This window comes from Halorubrum rutilum, from assembly GCF_042665015.1.
Classification (GTDB): domain Archaea; phylum Halobacteriota; class Halobacteria; order Halobacteriales; family Haloferacaceae; genus Halorubrum; species Halorubrum rutilum.
On sequence record NZ_JBHTBL010000005.1, the window covers coordinates 142,051 to 155,364 of the forward strand.

General features: G+C 71.0%; 17 protein-coding genes. 8 read left to right on the top strand and 9 right to left on the bottom strand.

All coding sequences use genetic code 11. The features are described from left to right. Nucleotides 1-20 precede the first annotated feature (20 nt). Nucleotides 21-464 carry a TIGR00725 family protein gene (locus ACFQMF_RS06975; RefSeq protein WP_256409415.1) on the top strand — a complete coding sequence of 148 codons (444 nt, stop codon included), beginning with the start codon at nucleotides 21-23 and terminating at the stop codon, nucleotides 462-464. 27 nt (nucleotides 465-491) lie between these two features. Here ACFQMF_RS06975 and dph2 read toward each other — a convergent pair whose 3' ends face one another. Then, nucleotides 492-1,535 carry a diphthamide biosynthesis enzyme Dph2 gene (gene dph2, locus ACFQMF_RS06980; RefSeq protein ID WP_256409416.1) on the bottom strand — a complete coding sequence of 348 codons (1,044 nt, stop codon included), beginning with the start codon at nucleotides 1,533-1,535 and terminating at the stop codon, nucleotides 492-494. A gap of 132 nt (nucleotides 1,536-1,667) precedes the next feature. On the opposite strand from dph2, the gene ACFQMF_RS06985 reads away from it, so the two are divergent. The 4 genes from ACFQMF_RS06985 to ACFQMF_RS07000 all read left to right on the top strand — a co-directional run bounded on the left by ACFQMF_RS06985 (nucleotide 1,668) and on the right by ACFQMF_RS07000 (nucleotide 4,232). Further along, nucleotides 1,668-2,321, top strand: coding sequence for an alpha/beta hydrolase (locus ACFQMF_RS06985; protein WP_256409417.1), 654 nt, complete (start codon nucleotides 1,668-1,670; stop codon nucleotides 2,319-2,321). 91 nt (nucleotides 2,322-2,412) lie between these two features. Next, a complete protein-coding gene (locus ACFQMF_RS06990) occupies nucleotides 2,413-2,805 on the top strand; it encodes a YlbF/YmcA family competence regulator (RefSeq protein WP_256409418.1) in 393 nt (130 codons plus the stop codon). 63 nt (nucleotides 2,806-2,868) lie between these two features. Continuing rightward, entirely contained in the window at nucleotides 2,869-3,537 is a 669-nt protein-coding gene (locus tag ACFQMF_RS06995; protein WP_256409419.1) for a nucleotide-binding protein, read from the top strand. Between the two features lie 74 nt (nucleotides 3,538-3,611). Then, nucleotides 3,612-4,232 carry an RAD55 family ATPase gene (locus ACFQMF_RS07000; protein WP_256409420.1) on the top strand — a complete coding sequence of 207 codons (621 nt, stop codon included), beginning with the start codon at nucleotides 3,612-3,614 and terminating at the stop codon, nucleotides 4,230-4,232. 26 nt (nucleotides 4,233-4,258) lie between these two features. On the opposite strand, the gene ACFQMF_RS07005 is transcribed toward ACFQMF_RS07000, so the two are convergent. Then, a complete protein-coding gene (locus ACFQMF_RS07005) occupies nucleotides 4,259-4,519 on the bottom strand; it encodes a hypothetical protein (protein ID WP_256409421.1) in 261 nt (86 codons plus the stop codon). A gap of 136 nt (nucleotides 4,520-4,655) precedes the next feature. Next, nucleotides 4,656-5,591: an FKBP-type peptidyl-prolyl cis-trans isomerase gene (locus ACFQMF_RS07010; protein WP_256409423.1), complete on the bottom strand. Its 936-nt coding sequence runs from the start codon at nucleotides 5,589-5,591 to the stop codon at nucleotides 4,656-4,658. Between the two features lie 115 nt (nucleotides 5,592-5,706). On the opposite strand from ACFQMF_RS07010, the gene cyaB reads away from it, so the two are divergent. Beyond that, nucleotides 5,707-6,315 (top strand): class IV adenylate cyclase, encoded by a 609-nt coding sequence (cyaB, locus tag ACFQMF_RS07015; RefSeq protein ID WP_256409424.1) that lies wholly within the window; start codon nucleotides 5,707-5,709, stop codon nucleotides 6,313-6,315. Nucleotides 6,316-6,338: 23 nt separating this feature from the next. On the opposite strand, the gene ACFQMF_RS07020 is transcribed toward cyaB, so the two are convergent. After that, on the bottom strand, nucleotides 6,339-6,812 hold the full coding sequence (locus ACFQMF_RS07020) for a MaoC family dehydratase (protein ID WP_256409425.1): 474 nt from the start codon (nucleotides 6,810-6,812) through the stop codon (nucleotides 6,339-6,341). Between the two features lie 133 nt (nucleotides 6,813-6,945). Here ACFQMF_RS07020 and ACFQMF_RS07025 point away from each other — a divergent pair, with 133 nt between their 5' ends. Both ACFQMF_RS07025 and ACFQMF_RS07030 read left to right on the top strand, forming a co-directional pair. Further along, a complete protein-coding gene (locus ACFQMF_RS07025; RefSeq protein WP_256409426.1) occupies nucleotides 6,946-7,839 on the top strand; it encodes an HpcH/HpaI aldolase/citrate lyase family protein in 894 nt (297 codons plus the stop codon). Nucleotides 7,840-7,901: 62 nt separating this feature from the next. Beyond that, a complete protein-coding gene (locus tag ACFQMF_RS07030; RefSeq protein ID WP_256409427.1) occupies nucleotides 7,902-9,155 on the top strand; it encodes a Glu/Leu/Phe/Val family dehydrogenase in 1,254 nt (417 codons plus the stop codon). A 24-nt stretch (nucleotides 9,156-9,179) separates the two neighbouring features. Here ACFQMF_RS07030 and ACFQMF_RS07035 read toward each other — a convergent pair whose 3' ends face one another. From ACFQMF_RS07035 to ACFQMF_RS07055, 5 genes are all read right to left on the bottom strand, one after another. Then, on the bottom strand, nucleotides 9,180-9,896 hold the full coding sequence (locus ACFQMF_RS07035; RefSeq protein WP_256409428.1) for a diphthine--ammonia ligase: 717 nt from the start codon (nucleotides 9,894-9,896) through the stop codon (nucleotides 9,180-9,182). 136 nt (nucleotides 9,897-10,032) lie between these two features. After that, nucleotides 10,033-10,602 (bottom strand): DUF7110 family protein, encoded by a 570-nt coding sequence (locus ACFQMF_RS07040; protein ID WP_256409429.1) that lies wholly within the window; start codon nucleotides 10,600-10,602, stop codon nucleotides 10,033-10,035. A 181-nt stretch (nucleotides 10,603-10,783) separates the two neighbouring features. Continuing rightward, nucleotides 10,784-11,128, bottom strand: coding sequence for a glutaredoxin family protein (locus tag ACFQMF_RS07045; RefSeq protein ID WP_256409430.1), 345 nt, complete (start codon nucleotides 11,126-11,128; stop codon nucleotides 10,784-10,786). A gap of 461 nt (nucleotides 11,129-11,589) precedes the next feature. Beyond that, nucleotides 11,590-12,225, bottom strand: a complete 636-nt coding sequence (gene gfcR / locus ACFQMF_RS07050) for a transcriptional regulator GfcR (protein ID WP_256409431.1) — start codon at nucleotides 12,223-12,225, stop codon at nucleotides 11,590-11,592. Then, the gene (locus ACFQMF_RS07055; RefSeq protein WP_256409432.1) at nucleotides 12,212-13,282 is read right to left on the bottom strand and encodes a glucose 1-dehydrogenase; all 1,071 of its coding nucleotides are present in this window, start codon (nucleotides 13,280-13,282) and stop codon (nucleotides 12,212-12,214) included. The genes gfcR and ACFQMF_RS07055 overlap by 14 nt, the downstream gene beginning before the upstream one ends. Nucleotides 13,283-13,314 lie beyond the last annotated feature (32 nt).

Here is a 13,314-nt window from a genome sequence, read left to right on the forward strand (position 1 = left end):
TCCGCCGCCCGTCCCGCGGTATGCGCGTCAGCGTCATCGGCGGCAGTTCGGTCCCGCCCGAGACGGCGGCGGTCGCGGAGGAACTGGGAGAACGGCTCGCGAACCGCGGCCACGCGGTCGTCTGCGGCGGGCTCGGCGGCGTGATGGAAGCGGTCTGTCGCGGCGCTCGCGAGGCCGGCGGAGAGACCGTCGGGATCCTGCCGACCGACCGACGATCGGACGCGAACCCGCACGTCACGGTGCCGATCGCGACCGGGATGGGCCACGCCCGCAACGCGCTCGTCGCGATGAACGGCGACGCCGCGGTCGCGGTCGACGGCTCGCACGGCACGCTCTCGGAGATTGGGACGGCGCTCGCCCACGGTCGGGCGGTCGCCGGACTCGACACGCACGACGTGGCCGGCGTGGAACCGGTGGGATCGCCCGCCGAGGCGGTCGACTACGTCGAGGACGCGGTGCGGTAGAAACGGGACCGGTCGGCTTCGGCCGCGCTACCAGGTGTCGTGGAACGTGTCGAACTCGATCGAGTCGAGGGGCTTCTCGCCGATGGCGGCCTCGTACTCGCCCGGGGTCAGCATCGGCTTGTGGAACCGCGGCCCGTCGTCGGTCGTGATCCGGGGACAGCCGGTGTTGACGAACGCGTCCATGTCGAAGTTGCGGAGGCGGTCCGGCGTCACCTCGTCCATGGTGATCAGGTAGGCGTCCTCGTTGTCGTCGACGATCTCCTGGGCCGTCTCCCAGCGGCCCTGCCCGATCTTCGTACAGAAGATGACGCCCCACTTCTCGGCGCCCATCGCCTTGTGGACCGAGGCGTAGCGCTGCTTGAGGAACTGGTCGTGCTCGGCGACGGACACCGCGTTGTTGACGGGGTCGGCGATGACGACGCGCTTCTCCGGGTGCTCCATCGCGAGCCCGACGGGGTGGAACTTTCCGCCGCCGACGTACAGCACCTGGTCGGCGGGGATGTCGGCGGAGGCGTAGTTGCAGCCGAGCACCTGCCCCTCCTTCGTGAGCCGGTCGTCGCCCCGGCGGGTGTGGACCTCGTAGCCGCGCTCCTCCAGCCAGTCGGTCATCTCCTCGAACCGGTTCATGTGCTGGGCGGTCGTCACGAGCCCCACGTCGGCGTTCTCCTCGGGGTCGTCCAGCTCTTCGTCCAGCGCGTCCTCCATGATCGGGAAGGGGTCGACGTTCGAGAAGAGCGGGACGTAGACGATGCTGTCGGACTCCTTCATCGGCGTGTGGCCGAAGTGGACGAACACGTCCGTCCGGCGCATCAGGTAGGTGTCGAGGTCGCAGGCGCCGTAGCAGGGCTGCCCGGAGAGCATGAACGTGACGTCGTCGGGGGCGACCTCGCGGAGGTCGTCGGCGACCTTCGGACCGCGGCGCTTGAGCCCCTCGGGGAACTGGAGGCCGACCTTGGAGGCGTCGCGCTCCTCGATCGCCTCCAGGATCCGGTCGAGTTCGTAGTCCCACTCGCGGTCGTGTTTCAGGGCCATCCCCGTCTTGGTGAGGTCGCCCTCCGTGGAGCCGCTCATGGACTCGAATTACGCGGGGGGACGGTTAAACGGCGCGCTCGGCGGTCATCCTCGTGATCGTTCGGGATCGAGTGCGGTCGAACCCTGCCGCGGCCGACGGATACAACCCCCGAGCCGACGAACCGGGATACAATGAGCGACATTCCGCTGGAACACGTCCACGTCGCGCCGGACGACGCCCCTGAGAACGCGCCCGCCGTCTTCGTGCTTCACGGCCGCGGCGCCGACGAAGAGGACCTGCTGCCCGTCGCGCGACACCTCCCCGACGAGCTCCACGCGATCAGCCTCCGGGCGCCCGACCCGCTTCAGGGCGGGTACACGTGGTACGAGCTCGACCTCTCGGCGGGCGGCCTCGAATCGAGCCAGCCGGACGCTGCCGACTTCCGCCGCAGCCTCGATCTGGTCGCCGAGAGCGTCGACGCCGCGACGGAGGCGTACGCCCTCGACCCCGACCGGATCGGGCTGCTCGGCTTCAGCCAGGGCGCGATCACGAGCCTCTCGCTCGTCCTGGAGGACCCGGACCGGTACGCGTGGGTCGCCGCGCTCCACGGCTACCTCGCGGACGCCCACGCCGACGCCGACCCGGACGGGATCGAGGGGAAGCCCGTCTTCGTCGGCGCCGGGGCCGGCGACCGCGTGATCCCGGAGTCGCGCTCGGCCGCCGCCGCCGACCGGTTCGAGGAGCTGGGCGCCGACGTCGCCCGCGGCAGCTATCCGGGCGGCCACGGCATCGGGCAGGAGGAACTGGCCGACCTCGTCGCCTTCGTCGAGGCGCAGGCGGCGTGACTGCGGGGTCACAGACCGCCCGCGGCGTGCGCTTGCGGCACGAGAGGCCTCCCTTCGGCAGGTTGAAACCGCTCCGCGCCAACGATCGGGTATGAGCGTCGAACGGGCCACCCCCGACGAACAGGCCTCCATCGAGGACCTCGGTCGCGAGCTCGGCGAGCGGATCGCCCGAACCCCCGAGTACGAGCGCTTCGAGGAGGCGCGCGAAGCGGTCCAGCGCGACGAGGAGGTTCAGGCGAAGATCGACGAGTTCGAGCAGCTGCGCGCCGAGTTCATGCAGGCCCGAGAGACGGGACAGGCGACGAACTCGGGGCTCCAGAAGGTGCAGGCGGCACAGGACGAGCTCCACTCGATGCCCGTCATGCGGGAGTTCCTCGACGCGCAGGACGAGCTGAACGACACCCTCGAATCGGTCAACGAGGCCATCTCGGAACCGCTCGCGGTCGACTTCGGCGGCGAGGCCGGCGGCTGCTGTCAGGACTGACGGTCGCGCCGACAGACCGTCGACTCCCCTCTCCTTTTCACCCATAGCGACGCAGTCCGTCGCGTGATCGCAGTCGCCGGCGGCAAGGGCGGGAGCGGAAAGACGACCACGACCCTCGGGCTCGCGCGGGCGCTGTCGAGGCGGGGCGCGCCCGCGGTCGCGGTCGACGCCGACTGGGACCTCCCGAACCTCGCCCGGCTGGCGTCGGAGACGGACGACGGCGCCGCCGGTGAGCGCGACCGCCGAACCGTCGTCGACGCGGTCCGCGACGGGGTCTCGCCGGACCGCTCGGCCCCCGCGGTGATCGCCGCGCCCGACGGCACCGAGACCGTCGACCCCGCTCCGGCGTTCGAGGCGCTCCGGAACGCGGTCCCCGACGACGCCGCGACGCTCCTCGACTGCCCGGCGGGCGCGTCGCCGGACGCGGCGGCGCCGCTCCGCGCGGCCGACCGGTCGCTCCTCGTGACGCCGCTCCGGCGGTCGGCCCTGCGCGACGCCGCCAAGACGGCCGCGGTCGCGCGGCGGCTCGACTGTCCGCCGGTGGGCGCCGTCGCCGTCCGCGCGCCGTCCGTCCCGGACGCCGTCGCCGACCTGCTCGGCTGTCCGGTGATGGGCCGGGTCCCGTCCGCGGCGCCGGCACCGCTCTCGGACTCGTCGGTCGAATCGGCGTACGACGACCTCGCGAGGCGGCTCGCGGGTGAGTACGGAGCGGAGCGATGGCGCGTTGCGTGACCGTCGATCCCGCCGCGGGCGCGCCGTTTGACGGCCACCGACAGAGCCAAACCTCCGGAGACGGCAGCGTTCGTATGGAGCCGCTCCCGACGGGGATATCGGTGCTGGACAGGGAGTTCGGCGGGGGGATCCCGAGCGGCAGCGTCGTCGCGCTGAAGGCCGACGCGGCGAGCCAGTCCGAGCTCATTCTGGACCGGTTCTCGCGGGTCCGGGCGTGTCGATACCTGACGACGGTGCGCTCGGCCGACGCGGTGGAGGCCGGCCTCACGGCCGACGACGAGGAGGGCGAGACGGTCGTCCGAGACGCCACGGGCGACGATCCGTTCGCCGCGGTGCTGGACGCGACCGCCGAGCTGGCCGAGGGGGAGACGGTCGTCGTCGACTCCGTCGGGCCGCTGGAGGCCGGCGACCGCGAGGAGTACGGCGCGTTCCTCGGTGAGCTCCGTCGGCGCGTCGACGACGCCGGCGGGCTCGCGGTGCTCCACGCGCTCAAGGGCGCGGCGGCGGACCGGAACCGGGTCGTCACCGAACAGGTCGCGGACGTCGTCTTCGACCTCCGCACCACCGTGACCGGAACCGAGATCGCGAACCGGCTCGTCGTGCCCAAGTTCCGGGGCGGCGCGGCGTTAGAGGAGCCGCTCAAGCTGAAGCTCACCGACTCGGTGTCGGTCGACACGAGCCGGGACATCGCCTGAGCCGGTCGTCCTCTCGAATTTCGCGTCTACAGTACGGCGACTGCGACGACTACGACCACGCCGACGAGCGCCGCCGCGGCCGCCCAGTTCCGCGGCTCGTCGAGCGGTCCGTACGGGCCGCCCTTCCGCGAGAGGAGGTAGACCGCGTACACCGCGAGCGGTGCGAGCGTCGGCAGCGTCCCCACCTCGACGACGCCGGCGACGCCGGACAGCAGCGCGACCGCTATCGTCGTCGCGCCGGCGCTCGCGGCGACGACGAGGTCGTCGCGCGCACGTTCGATCTCCATCTCAGTCGCCCTCCGTCATCTCAGTCGCCCTCCGCGTCCCGCTCCGTCGCCCGGTCGCGTTCCATGTCTCCGACTGGGTCGAGCGTCGTTCAAAAGGGATCGATCTTCCTCGGACCGGGACGCCGCGGGTCGGGCGCTACTCCTCGTCGAGCTCGTCGACGATCTCGTCGGCGTCGACGTCGACGTCTTCGAGCGCGTCCTCGATGTCGCCCGCGCCGCCGCCGCCCATCCCGCCCATCATGCCGCCGAGTCCGCCCATGCCGCCGCCCTCGATGACCTCCTCGATCACGACGCGGTCGAGGTCGAGCCGGCTCATGAGGTCCTGCGCGATCTGCTGTTTCTGGAACATCCACTGCTGGTTCATCTGCATCGCCTGCGTGGCCGTCACGTAGAGGACGTCCTTCTCGACCTCCTCGGTCTCGACGGTCTCCTCGCCCTCGTCGTCCTCGGAGACCGTCTCCTCCTCCTCGGCGACCGTCTCGATGCGGACCTCGGGGGCCTCCTGGAGGTACATCCCGAGCATGCCGGCGGCCTGCTGCTCGCGGTCGTCGATCTCCTCGAGGATCTCGTACTCGTACTCGAGGTCCTCGCCGGCCAGCGGGTGGTTGAAGTCGACGCGGGCGCGGCCGCCGATGATCGTCTCGAGGTACCCCTGCTGGTTGTCGATCTGGACCTGCGCGCCGGGGTAGCGGCTGTCCTCGGGGATCTTGTCGGCCTTGACCGTCTCGACCTCGTCGGGGTCGTACTCGCCGAAGGCGTCCTCGGCGGGCACGTCGACGACGCCCTCGTCGCCGACCTCCGCGCCGACGAACGCCTCGTCGACGGCCGGGAAGACGTGGCCGGCGCCGAGCGCGATGACGCGGGGCTCGAACTTGTGGTCCTCGGTGTCGATCTCGGCCTCCTCGGCGATCTCCTCGTCGGTGGTGTCGATGACCCGGCCGTCGTCGGCCGTTCGGATCGTGTACGCGACCCGCACGAAGTCGCCGTCCGCCAGCCCGGCGCTCTCGGTCTCGGCTTCGGTCTCGGCCTCGTCGGCGTCCTCGGCCGCGTCCGCTTGCTCCTGATCGCTCATACCCTGAAGGTCACCTGTTACACCCTTAAGGCGCACGGTTCGACGCGGCGAGCGCCGCGACGCACCGGAATCAGCGTCCCGCGGCGCTTAAGAACGCGCCCGGCTGATTCCGGGTATGTTCGAGGTCGAGATCAAGGTGCCGGCCGACGTCGACGCGGTCCGCGACCGCCTCCGGAAGGCCGGCGCCGAGCGCGTCGACGCGCGCCGCCAGCGCGACGCCTACTACGACGCGCCGCACCGCGACTTCGCCGAGACGGACGAGGCGCTCCGGGTGCGACGCGAGGCGCCGCTCCCGGACGGGATCGGTTCGGGAGCCGCCGAGACGGCCGACCGCGATCCGACTCCCGAGACGACCAAGCTCACGTACAAGGGACCGCTGCTCGACGAGGGGTCGAAGACCCGCGCGGAACGCGAGACCGAGGTGGCCGACCCGGAGGCCGCGGCCGGCATCCTCGCCGGACTCGGATTCGAGCCGGCGGCGACCGTCGAGAAGCGGCGCGAGTTCTGGGCGTACGACGGGTTCACCGTGACGCTCGACGCGGTCGACGGGCTCGGTGAGTTCGTCGAGATCGAGCGCTCGGTCGACGACGAGACCGCGATCGAATCGGTCAGGGACGACGCGCTCGCCGCCCTCGACCGGCTCGGGCTGGACGGCGCGGAACAGGTCCGCACCTCCTACCTCGGGCTGTTGCTGGCGGACGCCGACGCGAGCGACGACGAGTAGCCGGGCGCCGCTCGCGACCGGACTCAGTCTCCGTCGCCGTCGGGCCGCTTCTTCGAGAGCGCGGTCCGGTCGAACTCGCAGACGAGGACGTCGTCGCCGTCCTCGACGAGCTTGAACGCCTCCACGTGCATCGTGACGACGCCGCGCTCGCCGTCGCTCGTCTCCCGCTTGTCGGTGACGGTCGACCGCGCGCGGATCGTGTCGCCGTGGAACACCGGATTCGGGTGCTCGACGTCGTCGTACGAGAGGTTCGCGACGATGGTGCCGTCCGTCGTCTCCGGGATCGACACGCCGACCGCGAGCGACAGCGTGTACAGCCCGTTGACGAGCCGCTCGCCGAACTGCGTCTCCCCGGCGAAGTCGGCGTCGAGGTGGAGCGGCTGCTGGTTCATCGTCATGTCGCAGAACCGCTGGTTGTCGCTCTCGCTCACGGTCCGCCGGCGCGCGTGCTCGATCGTCTCTCCGACCTCGAACTCCTCGTAGTAGCGTCCCGTCATGGGGCGACCCTCGACCTCGGGCGACAAATCGGTACCGCTCCGGGTGCCGGAGGCGTCGGCGGTCCGGACGGCCGGCTCGGGTCACGATCCGGACGGCCCGGCTCTTTATGTCCGGTCGCGAGGAGTCCTCGACATGGCCCGACGAAGCCTCCTGTTCTCCCCCGGCGACCGCCCGGAGCTCATGCGGAAGGCGCCGGGGACGGGCGCGGACGTCGTCTGCTTCGACCTCGAAGACGCCGTCGCTCCCGGCCGGAAGGACGAGGCCCGCGCCGCCGTCCGCCGCGTGCTCGCGGCCCCCGACTTCGACCCCGACGCCGAGGTGTGCGTCCGGCTCACGGCGTCGGACCCCGGCGCCGACCTCGACGCCCTCGTCGGTGCCGAGATAGCGGACGAAGCCGGAAGCGACGGCGACGCCGAGCCCGCGATCCGGCTCGACGCGGTCATGCTTCCGAAGGTCGAGGGCGCCGACCGCGTGGCCGACGCGGCCGCGCTGTGCGCCGACCGCGGGCTCGATCCCGCCGTGTTCGCCCTCGTCGAGACGGCGGGCGGCGTGCTCGCCGCGGAGGCGATCGCCGACGCGGCCGCGACGGAGGCCCTCCTCTTCGGCGCCGAGGACCTCGCGGCCGACCTCGGGGCGACGCGGACCGACGAGGGGACCGAGGTGTTGTACGCCCGCGAGCACGTCGTTCTCGCGGCCGGTGCGGCCGACGTCGACGCGCTCGACACGGTGTACACGGCGTTTTCCGATACCGAGGGGCTCCGCGAGGAGGCGGCGTTCGCGCGCACGCTCGGCTACGACGGGAAGCTCGCGATCCACCCGTCGCAGGTCGACCCGATCAACGAGGCGTTCACGCCCGACCCGGACGAGATCGAGTGGGCGTCGCGCGTGCTCGACGCCCGCGACGAGGCCGACCGCGAGGACCGCGGCGTGTTCAGCGTCGACGGCGAGATGATCGACGCGCCGCTGGTCGCGCGAGCGGAGCGGATCGTCGAGCGGGCGGCGGCCGCGGGGATCGACGCGCGGTAGCGACCGTCCCTTCCCGCTGATCGTCCGTCACAATTAACCCCGGTCCCCGGGGACGTTCCCACATGGCCGATCAGGCGAACCCGTTCGAGAGTCTGCGGGAACAGGTCGACGACGCCGCGGCGCACCTCGACGCCCCGCCGGGCGTGCTCACCCGACTGAAGAACCCGGAGCGACTGCTGGAGACGAACCTGACGTTCGAGCTCGACGACGGATCGCTGGAGACGGTCCGCGCCTACCGGTCGCAGTTCAACGGCGACCGCGGGCCGTACAAGGGCGGGATCCGGTATCACCCCGGCGTCACGCGCGACGAGGTGAAGGCGCTCTCCGGATGGATGGCGTACAAGTGCGCCGTCGTCGACGTGCCCTACGGCGGGGGGAAGGGGGGGATCGCGATCGACCCGAGCGACTACTCCGAGAGCGAGCTGGAGCGACTGACGCGCGCGTTCGCGACGGAGCTCCGACCGCTCATCGGCGTGGACCGCGACATCCCGGCGCCGGACGTCAACACCGGCCAGCGGGAGATGAACTGGATCAAGGACACCTACGAGACGCTGGAGAACACGACCGCGCCCGGCGTCATCACCGGGAAGGCGCTCGACTCGGGCGGGAGCGAGGGACGCGTCGAGGCGACCGGCCGCTCCGTCGCGCTCGCCGCGCGCGAGACGTTCGACTGGCTCGACCGGGACCTCGCGGGCGCGACGGTGGCCGTGCAGGGGTACGGCAATGCCGGGTCGGTCGCGGCCGCGCTCGTCGACGACCTCGGCGGGGACGTGGTGGCCGTCTCCGACTCCTCCGGCGGGATCTACGACTCCGACGGGTTCGACCCACGGGCGGTGAAGGAGCACAAGGCCGAGACGGGCGCCGTCTCGGGCTACGGTGACGCCGCGTCGATCACGAACGAGGAGCTGTTGACGCTCGACGTCGACCTGCTCGTGCCCGCGGCGCTGGAGAACGCGATCGACGGCGACCTCGCCGCCGACGTCCGGGCCGACGTGATCGTCGAGGCGGCCAACGGTCCCCTCACCCCCGACGCCGACGACGTCCTCGTCGAGAAGGACGTCTACGTCGTCCCCGACATCTTCGCCAACGCCGGCGGCGTCACCGTCTCGTACTTCGAGTGGGTCCAGAACCGCCAGCGGTTCGGCTGGACGGAGGAGCGCGTCAACGACGAGCTCGAACGCGTGATCACGGAGGCGTTCGACGGGATCGTCGAGGCCTACGAGGGACGCGACGTCCGCGACCTCCGCACCGCCGCTTACGTCGTCGCCATCGGTCGGATCGTGGACGCCTACGACCAGGCCGGCAGCTGGCCGTAGTTCGGCTCGTCCGGAGCGACGCCCCTACTCCAGCCGCGCGTCCCGGACCTCGACGTGACCGCGGTCGCCCTCCCACACGGCGTCGTACTCGAACGCGATCCGGCGGTCCATGTGGGGGCCGTCGACGACGTACGTCTCGAACTCGCCGCCCTCGCCCAGCGGGTGGACCCCGTACTCCTCGCGCAGATCGAGCAGCTCCGCGAGCGCGTCGGCGTCGTAGCGCCGCCCGAGCCACGACTCGTCGAGGCCGTAGGCGGCGACCTGGACGATCCGGATCTCGAAGCCGGCGTCGAACATCGCCTCCGCGAGCGCGACCGGGTCCTCGCCCCACAGCGGGGCGAACAGATCGATTCCGAGCCGGTCGCACATCCCCCGGATCCGGCTGGTCTGGTACTCGCTCTCGACCGCGCCCGCGGTGACGCCCGCGAGGTCGACCCCGTCGGCCGCGGCGATCTCCCGGAGCGCCGCTTCCATCGGCTCCAGCTCGGCGTCGCCCTGCGCGCCCGCGTCGTCGACGTCGTCCGCGCCGAAGTCGTCGGGCGACACCTCGACGAGGTCGATCCCGACGCTCTCGGCCGCGAGCCCGGCGAGCTCCGTCGCCGGGGTGTGGTACATGTACGAATCGCCCGCGGGGTGGACGGTCAGGAGCCGCGAGACGTCGAGTCCCGTCTCCAGGGCGCGGTACAGCGCCCACGAGGAGTCCTTCCCGCCCGAGAAGAGGCTCACCCAGTCGTCGGTCATTGGCGGCGGAACGCTCGGCGCGCCTAAAGCGTCGGCGGTCCGGGGCGTCTCAGTCGTTGGCGGTCCGGGGCGCCGTCGCTCAGCGTGTCGGGGTGTCGGGGTGCGCGAGAACGACCGGCGCGCTCCGGACCGACGCTCAGTCCGAGATGAACTCGTTGTCGCGCCAGTTGACGCCGCCGTCGCCGTCGCCGGCGCCCTGCGGGCTCTCGACGACCTCGATGCTCGCGGGACGCGGCTCACCCTCGACGATCCGCGTCGCTTCGAGCTCGTCGTTCTCCTCGGTGATCGCGGTCAGCGTCCCCTTCTCCGAGAGCTGCGCCAGCTCGCGGAGCACGAGGAACATCGGGTACTGGAGCGCGGAGTTCTGGAGGACGGTCTCGCGGTCGCCCTTGAAGCAGGCGAACTCGACGAGCTCGGAGGGGATCTCCTCCTCCTCGTCGTCCATCCACTGCGGGCCGCCGGCGCGGGGCGGCTCCTCCTCCCAGACGCGCGTCTCCGTGACGGACGCCTTCAGCTGGGCGGTCGGCGTGTACTTGCTGATCGAGTCGTCGTCGGACAGGGCCTTGATGATGAGAGTGTTGTTTCGACGCGTGATGTCGATGTCGTCGATCTCCGGCGGGAGGTCGGGGTCTTCTTCGAAGTACGTCTCCACGTCTTCGAGGGGCAGTTCGAGCGTCGAATGAAGTCTGAACACGCGGCCTGTCATTGTTGGTTGGGTGAGATGGATCGAGACGGTCGGCACGGCGGCAGCGGCAACGGCTGCACCTGGTTCAGTTAGGCACCGTAGGTTTATATGGCCTGCCCTTCGACCCCCAAGATCGGGCGTCGATACGCCCGGTGCGGGCGCCCGGATCGACTCGGCGCCGGGCTCCACTCGATGCCGCGGTCTACTCGGCGCCGAGCTCGGCCGCCAGCTCGCCGCGCTCCTCCAGCTCCGCGAGCACGTCGCTCCCGCCGACGAACTCCCCGTCGACGAACGTCTGCGGGATGGTTTCCCAGCCGCTCTCGGCCTCCAGCGCCTCGCGGTAGTGGTCCAGCGCGGGCAGCACGTCGACGGTCTCGAACTCCTCGACGTGCTGACCGATCAGCTCGACGGCGCGCTGCGAGTAGCCGCACTGGGGCATCAGGCGGTTCCCCTTCATGAACAGGACCACGTCGTTCTCGGCGATGGTCTCTTGGACGCGCGCTTCGATTTCGTCGGGGTCGGCCTCGGATTCGGGCTGGAACGTCATGGCCGTCGGTACGCGCCCCCGCGGCAAATGGGTTCCGCACGGGACGACCGCGAACGAGGGAGCGTATGCGCGATCGATCGCCCGTAAACAGCTATCAGTACAATCGTTATTTTCGAATTTCTATGCGCTCGTCTATACGCGGTTGAGGCTTGATAATCGGTGAATACAGCCAAAGCCCCAGCCGGGAGGACGGCGCACGCTCGCTGCGCGCTTCGGTCGCTCACTCCGTTCGCTCCCTCCAGTGCTTGCGTCGCCTGCGCCGTCCTCCCGACTGCCCCTTTGAGTCCCGCCCCGCACCGCTCCACACAGCACCTCACGCCTCCCCAGCCTCGTCGCTCGGTCGGGGCTCCCGGCGGTCGCCCGCTCCCTCGCGACTCCCTCGCACGCGCTGACTCGCGGCCGCCGAGGGCGGCCGCTCGGAGGCGCGCACCGACCGCAGTCGGTGTTTGGGTGGCGGCCGACTACTCGTCGCGGTCGACGCGGACGACGTCCACGAGCGAGTACACGGGGACGCCGTCGATCTCGTCGTACCCCTTCTTGTCGACGAGCACGACGCAGGCGACGGGCTCGCCGCCCTGCTCGCGGATCGCGTTGATCGACTCCCGCATCGTCGTCCCCGAGGTGATGATGTCGTCGACGACGTAGCAGTCGCGGTCGCGGATCGCCGCGAAGTTCCGGGAGAAGCCGCCGCCCTGCTCGTCGATGTCGCCCTCCTCCCACTGGTGTTTGGCCGGGGCGTACGTCCCGAGGTCGGTGTCGAGCCGGTCCGCGACCGCGGTCGCGAGCGGCGCGCCGGCCTTCTCGATCCCGACGGTCAGGTCGACCGCCTCGCCCTGCTTCGCCAGGAGGTCGGCCATCGCGCTCGCGGCGTAGCCGAGCCGCGTCGAGTCGCGCCCCAGCGCCGACCAGTCGACGTGGATGTCGGCGGTCGACCCGGGGGCCGCGGTCTCGGCCGCGGCGTTGCTCCCTCCGCCGCGCTCGACGAGCCAGCTCGCGGTCTCCCGGGAGACGTTCAGTTCGTCGGCGATCTCGCCCTTCGAGAGACCGTGCTCCGCGAGCTCGGCCGCGCTGTCTATCAGGTCGTCAACGTTCTTCATATGCGCCGAATTCGACCGCCGTTTTAATAGTCGTGTCGTCATCCGCGAACGCGGCCTCGACCTCGTCGAGCCCGTAGACGCCGGTGACGAGATCGCCGAGGAACCCCTCGTCGAACCGGGACAGCGAGTCGGCGGCGGCCTCGAAGTGCTCGTAGCCGGAGTTGACGCTGCCGACGAGCGCCTTGTTGTGCAGGACGAACTCGCGGTGGAGCCGTCCGCCGTCGACCTCGAACTCCCAGTCGCCCGGGACGCCGAGCAGCGCGCCCACCCCGTTCGGGGCGAGCGCCTCGATGGTCTCGAAGGCGTGCGGCGCGTGGCCGGTCGCCTCGAAGACGAAGTCCATCGATTCGTGCGCCTCCGGGACGGACGGCACGGGCGTCTCGTTGGAGTTGACGTACGTCGCGCCGAGCGACTCGATGACGTCGATCGTCGGGTCCGGTCGCTCGCGGCGACCGAGGCAGTAGATCCGATCGAAGTCGGCGTCGAGCGTCGCGACCGTGAGCAGCCCGAGCGAGCCGTTACCGAGCACCAGCGCCGACTCCGGCTCCCAGTGGAACGCCGACCGGCTGGCGTACGCGTGCTCGATCGCCTTCTCCGCGATGGAGATCGGTTCGACGAGGAACCCCCACTCGGCGAGCGCGGGCGGGATCTCGACGAGGAACTCCGCCGGGCTGGTGAAGTACTCGGCCATGAAGCCGTGCGCGCCGACGATGCCGCGCTCGTGGTACTCGCCGTCCGGCGCCATGTCGGGCTCGCCGCGCGCGAAGTACTCGTTCGCGCCGTTCGGCGGACGTCGCACCGTCGGGACGACCACGTCGCCGACCTCGAACGGCGTGTCGTTCGGGTCCTCGACGACGCCCACGGCCTCGTGACCCAACACGAGGTGGTCCTCGCCCTCGGGCGCGCCCCCGTGAGTGCCGGCGATGACCTCGTGGTCCGTCCCGTCCACGCCGACCCGGAGGGTCCGGACGAGCGCCTCCCCGGGCGCGGGCTCCGGTCGCGGCTTCTCCGTCACGACCGGTTTCTCGGCCCCTTCGTACACGGCTATCGCGTTCATACGCGAACCGACGTGGTCAGCCACCAAAAGAT